Genomic DNA, 4,686 nt, shown 5'->3' with positions numbered 1-4,686 from the left:
CGCCGAGCAGGTTGAAGCCCAGCACGCCGAGCATGATCGCCAGACCGGGCGCGACCATCAACCAGGGGGCCATTTCGGCCAGACTGCGGCTTTCGCTGAGCATCACGCCCCACGAGGCGGCGGGCGGGCGCGTGCCCAGCCCCAAAAAGCTCAGGCCCGCTTCGGTCAGCAGCGACCACGACAGCGCCAGACTGACCTGCACGATCAGCGGGGCGAGGATATTGGGCAGCACGTGCAGCACCAGGATGCGCGCGTTGCGGACGCCCAAACAGCGTGCCGCCGTGATGTATTCCATTTCGCGCACGGCCAGCGTCGGACCGCGTGCCACGCGCGCGAAGATCGGCATGTAGACGATGGCGATGGCGAGGATGGTGTTGTTGGCTCCCTGTCCCAGCACCACCACGATCAGCAGCGCGAGCAGAATCGAAGGGAAGGCGAAGAACACGTCCATCACGCGCATCAGCACGTTGTCGAGCATGCCGCCAACGAAGCCAGCCAGTGCGCCCAGCAGCGTTCCGACCACACCCGACAGGGCGACCGAAAAGAGTGCTACGTGCAGCGAGTTCGTCGCGCCGGAGATGATGCGGCTGGCGACGTCGCGTCCGTAAAGATCGGTTCCGAGCCAATACGTCGAGCTGGGATCTTGCAGCCGGTCGATGCGGTGCTGTTCAATCGGGTCGTAGGGCGTGATGCCCAACGCGCCAATCAGCGCCGTGACCAGGAACAGGATGACGAGGACCAGCCCGACGACACCGCTCCGGCTGCGCAGGATACGTCGCAGCAGACTCGGCTGCGTGGACTGCAAGTCGGGTAGTTCAGGAGTGTTTGGCATAAGAAATGCGTGGGTCAAGCAGCGTATAGATAAAGTCTACGATCAAATTAATGACCAGGAAATTCAGCGCGATGAACAGCGTCACGCCCTGGACCAGGGCGTAGTCGCGCTGCGAGATGGCATTGAAAGCCAGCCGCCCGATGCCGGGTAGGGTGAAGATCTCCTCGACGATGACCGCCCCGCCGAGCAGATAGCCCGTTTCCACGCCGACCAGCGTCACCACCGGGATCAGCGCGTTGCGCAGGGCGTGCCGGATGACGACCGTCCGCTCGCGCAGACCTTTGCTGCGCGCCGTGCGGATATAGTCCTGGCCGAGCACCTCCAGCATCGCGGAGCGCGTGGTGCGCATCACGGACGCGGAGAAGGCGAAGCCCAGCGTGATGGCTGGGAAGATCATCTGCCCCAGGTTGCGCGTCGGGTCTTCGGTCAGCTCGACGTAATCGCCTGAGTTGGGCAGGATGCCGAAGTACACGGACAGCACGTAGATCATGAGCGTGCCGATCAAAAAGTTGGGCGCGGCCAACCCGATCAGCGCGAATAGCTGGCCGAAGAGATCGACGAACGAGTTATGGAACACGGCGGATAGGATGCCCAACGAAAATCCGATGGTCAGGGCGATGACCACCGAGAGCAGGGCAAGCTCCAGCGTGACCGGGAAGCGGTGCAGGATCACGTCCAGCACGGGCTGGCCGTGGCGCACCGAATAACCCATATCGCCGTGCACGACGTTGCCGAGCCAGATGAAATACTGTTCGATCGCGGGCTTGTCCAGCCCGAAATACTTTTCCAGTGACGCGCGCTGCGTATCGGTGAGCATCCCGGCTTCCGTGCCCAGCATCGCCGTGATGGAGTCACCGGGGATGAGGCGGATCGCAATAAAGACCAGGAGCGAGATGCCGATCACGGTCGGGATGAACGCGATGGCGCGTTGGACGACGTAACGCAACATGGAATGACCTCGAAGGGAGAGCGTCCGTTTTTGCGGCGGGCGCTCTCCCCAGTTTCAGCTAAAACGAAGTACGGCGGCTACTCGCGCTCGATGGATACCTGAGCGAGCGAATAGATCGAGTCGGTGGGCATGGGAACGAAGCCCTGAACGTACGGCTGCTGCGCCGTATATTCGTAGTCGGTGTACAGCCAGATCCAGGGGGCCATCTCGACCAGGTGCTTCTGGAACTGGGTGAAGATGTCCAGGCGCGCCGCGGGATCGGTTTCCGCGCGGCCTTCCTGCATCAACTGGTCCAGCGTCTCGTCACCGTACCCGGCGACCGTGGCGAGGTTGCCGTTGGCGGTGAAGTAACGCGCGTACATCGTGTACGGATCGGGACGGCCACCGTTGAGGGCCACCGCCGCGTCGAAGTCCGCCGCCAGCCAGCGGTCCACGTAGACGCTGAGTTCCAGCGGCTCGATCTCGACGTCGATGTTGATGTCCGCGAGCTGCGACTGGATCGTCTGGGCTTCGGCCATCGCGGTCGGCGGTTCGGCGCTGGCAGCCATGATCGTCAGCGAGAAGCCGTCTTCCATCCCGGCGGCGATCATCAGTTCCTTGGCCTTTTCGACGTCGCGCTCGTAGCAGAAGAACTCATCCAGCGGCACCTCGTAGGCGGGGCTGGTCACCGGGCCGGTCACGGAGCCTTCGCCCAGGGCGGCGGTGTCGAGCACTTCCTGGCGGTCGATGGCGCAGGAGATCGCCTGGCGCACTTCGAGCTTATCCAGCGGCGGGTTTGCGGCGTTCAACTGCAGCACGTGGTAGGCGATCGAGGGGGCGCGGTTGAGCACCACGTCCGGATCGTCGATCAGCAGCGTGGCGACCAGCGGGTCGTTGAGCAGGGCGAAATCGACCGTACCGGCGCGCAGGGCGGCCAGGATCGAGGCTTCGTCGGGGATGACGCGCATTTCGATGCCATCCACGTACGGGCCGTCACCCCACCAGTTCGGATTGGCGGTCAGGGTCGTGGTTTCTTCGGGAACCCAACTGTCGAGCATGAACGGGCCGGTGCCGATGGTTTCGGTGGCCGGGTCGCCGTTGGCGATCACGTCCGAGGAGAGGATCACGGCGTTGGTCGTCGCCAGGGCGGCCAGCAGCGGCACATCCGGCTCGGACAGGTTGAGCACGACCGTGTAATCGTCGGGCGTGTCGATCGAGGCGATGCTGAGCAGGTTGGCACGGGTCGCCGCGCCGGTCTCTTCGTTCAGAATGCGCTCAAGAGACGCTTTCACGTCTTCGGACGTGAAGTCAGATCCGTCGTGGAAGGTGACGCCCTGGCGCAGGTTGAAGGTCAGCTGCGTCGCGTCGTCAGAGAAATCCCAGCTTTCGGCCAGCGCGGGCACGACGTTCAGATCGGCGTCGAGCATGACCAGCGGCTCGTAGATGAGTTCCAGCAGGCGCAGCGAGGCGAAAGCCGTCTGGGTGTGCGGATCGAGGCCGGTGGTGTCGGCGGCGCGCGCCACGATCAGCACGTTGCCGTCGCCCTGGGCCATCGCGGGCAGGGCCGCGCCAAGCACCATCACGACAAGCGCGATAGCCAAAACAAAGCGAGAAACTTTCATCGTTCTACCCTCTCTTATGCGCAAAACATGAAACGTGCGGGTCGGTCGTACGGCGTTCTATAAGTTGGGATGAGCCTCCTTTGCCAGTGGGGAGCCTGGAATGGATGTCATACTGGAGTTTAGGGGTTTCCAGTAGATCAACTCGGTGACGTCGGGCAGGACGTAGCCCGGCAGCGCGCCGACCTGGGTATAGCCCTGGCGCTGGTAAAAGTGCTGCGCGCCCGTGTTGAAGTCGGAGACGAGCAGGACCATGCTCTGGCCGCTCTCAGCGGCGAGGCGCTCGGCTTCGTTGAGCAGCAGCGCGCCGACCCCGGCGCTGCGGTACGTCTCTTCGATGCCCAGCAGCCGCAGGTAGGTGCTGCGCCCGAACGCGCCGCCAACCATGCACCACGCCAGCCCGCAGACGGGGCCTTCAGGCGGCACGGCGGCCAGCAGCATCTCGTTTCGTTCGAGGGCCTGTTCAAGCTGGCGGCTGGCTTTGGACGCATCCAGACGGTAGCGCTGCCAGAGCGGACTCTGCGCGATCCATGCCGCAATGTGAGGGATATCCTCACGGATCATAGAGCGGAGTGTAATGACGTTCATGACACCATTCTATAGATATTTAGAGATTAAATCCAGTCAACTCGACCGATTCCCGGGATTGGATTATGAGCGATTGTCACAAACAAGTTGTTTCTAATGCATTAGTTTGCGTTGAGCTAAGTAGCACCGGAACTATTCACAGGATATGATAGAGATTCTGAACAGAACGAACTTTGCATCAATCGTTGTTGATGTTTCAAGGAAATAGACCTGTGACTTTTTCCCCTGTTCCGTTTGCCGGGCGTACGAACCGGCTCGCTCCCACCGCATTCCATCCGTTGAACGAGGCTGTACGCACCGGGGTCGGGAACACCTTCACTTCAGCGGCGCTGGTCGTGCTGCGCGATGGCGAGTGCTGGTTAGATGCAGCGTGGGGCGGGATCGATGCGGATCACCCCGCTCACCCTGACGCGCGTTTCGACTTCGCCTCGGTCAGCAAGCTGTTCACGACGAGCACGTTTCTGTCGCTGGTCAGCGCGGGCGCGGTCGGGCTGGACGATCCGCTGGTGGCGGTCGTACCGGAGTTCGGCGCATCGGGGCCGCGCGCGCTCGACGGCGGGCAGAATCCGCACACGCGCGAAATGTTGCCCGTGCCCGACGAGGTGCGCGGCCACACCGCCGACCCTGCCCGCGTGACGTTCCGCCACCTGCTGACGCATACGTCCGGGCTGGCCCCGTGGCGGGCGGTGTTCGAGGCCGCCGGGCCGGTCCCGCCGCCG

General features: G+C 63.2%; 5 protein-coding genes. 1 reads left to right on the top strand and 4 read right to left on the bottom strand.

Annotation, left to right across the window (positions count from 1 at the left end; all coding sequences use genetic code 11):
* The 4 genes from V7116_RS25475 to V7116_RS25460 form a co-directional block, all read right to left on the bottom strand.
* A partial coding sequence (locus V7116_RS25475; RefSeq protein WP_324394818.1) for an ABC transporter permease occupies window positions 1–832 on the bottom strand: 832 nt, incomplete at its 3' end.
* Complete coding sequence (locus tag V7116_RS25470) at window positions 816–1,778, bottom strand: ABC transporter permease (protein ID WP_349258568.1); 963 nt, start codon at window positions 1,776–1,778, stop codon at window positions 816–818. The genes V7116_RS25475 and V7116_RS25470, both read right to left, overlap by 17 nt.
* An 80-nt stretch (window positions 1,779–1,858) precedes the next feature.
* Window positions 1,859–3,382: an ABC transporter substrate-binding protein gene (locus tag V7116_RS25465; RefSeq protein ID WP_324394816.1), complete on the bottom strand. Its 1,524-nt coding sequence runs from the start codon at window positions 3,380–3,382 to the stop codon at window positions 1,859–1,861.
* A 57-nt stretch (window positions 3,383–3,439) separates the two neighbouring features.
* Entirely contained in the window at window positions 3,440–3,967 is a 528-nt protein-coding gene (locus V7116_RS25460; protein WP_324394815.1) for a GNAT family N-acetyltransferase, read from the bottom strand.
* A 212-nt stretch (window positions 3,968–4,179) separates the two neighbouring features.
* Here V7116_RS25460 and V7116_RS25455 point away from each other — a divergent pair.
* The coding region (locus tag V7116_RS25455) for a serine hydrolase domain-containing protein (protein ID WP_324394814.1) at window positions 4,180–4,686 on the top strand (507 nt) is incomplete at its 3' end.

Origin of the sequence: Aggregatilinea sp., assembly GCF_036822615.1 — a bacterium.
Lineage (GTDB): Bacteria > Chloroflexota > Anaerolineae > Aggregatilineales > Aggregatilineaceae > Aggregatilinea.
Note: the sequence above shows the minus strand (reverse complement) of the source record. Positions and strands in the feature narration are given on the sequence as shown.

Excerpts from the sequence above, each read along its gene's own strand:
- V7116_RS25465 (WP_324394816.1), bottom strand. The coding sequence starts at position 3,382 with ATGAAAGTTTCTCGCTTTGTTTTGGCTATCGCGCTTGTCGTGATGGTG.
- V7116_RS25460 (WP_324394815.1), bottom strand. The coding sequence starts at position 3,967 with ATGAACGTCATTACACTCCGCTCTATGATCCGTGAGGATATCCCTCAC.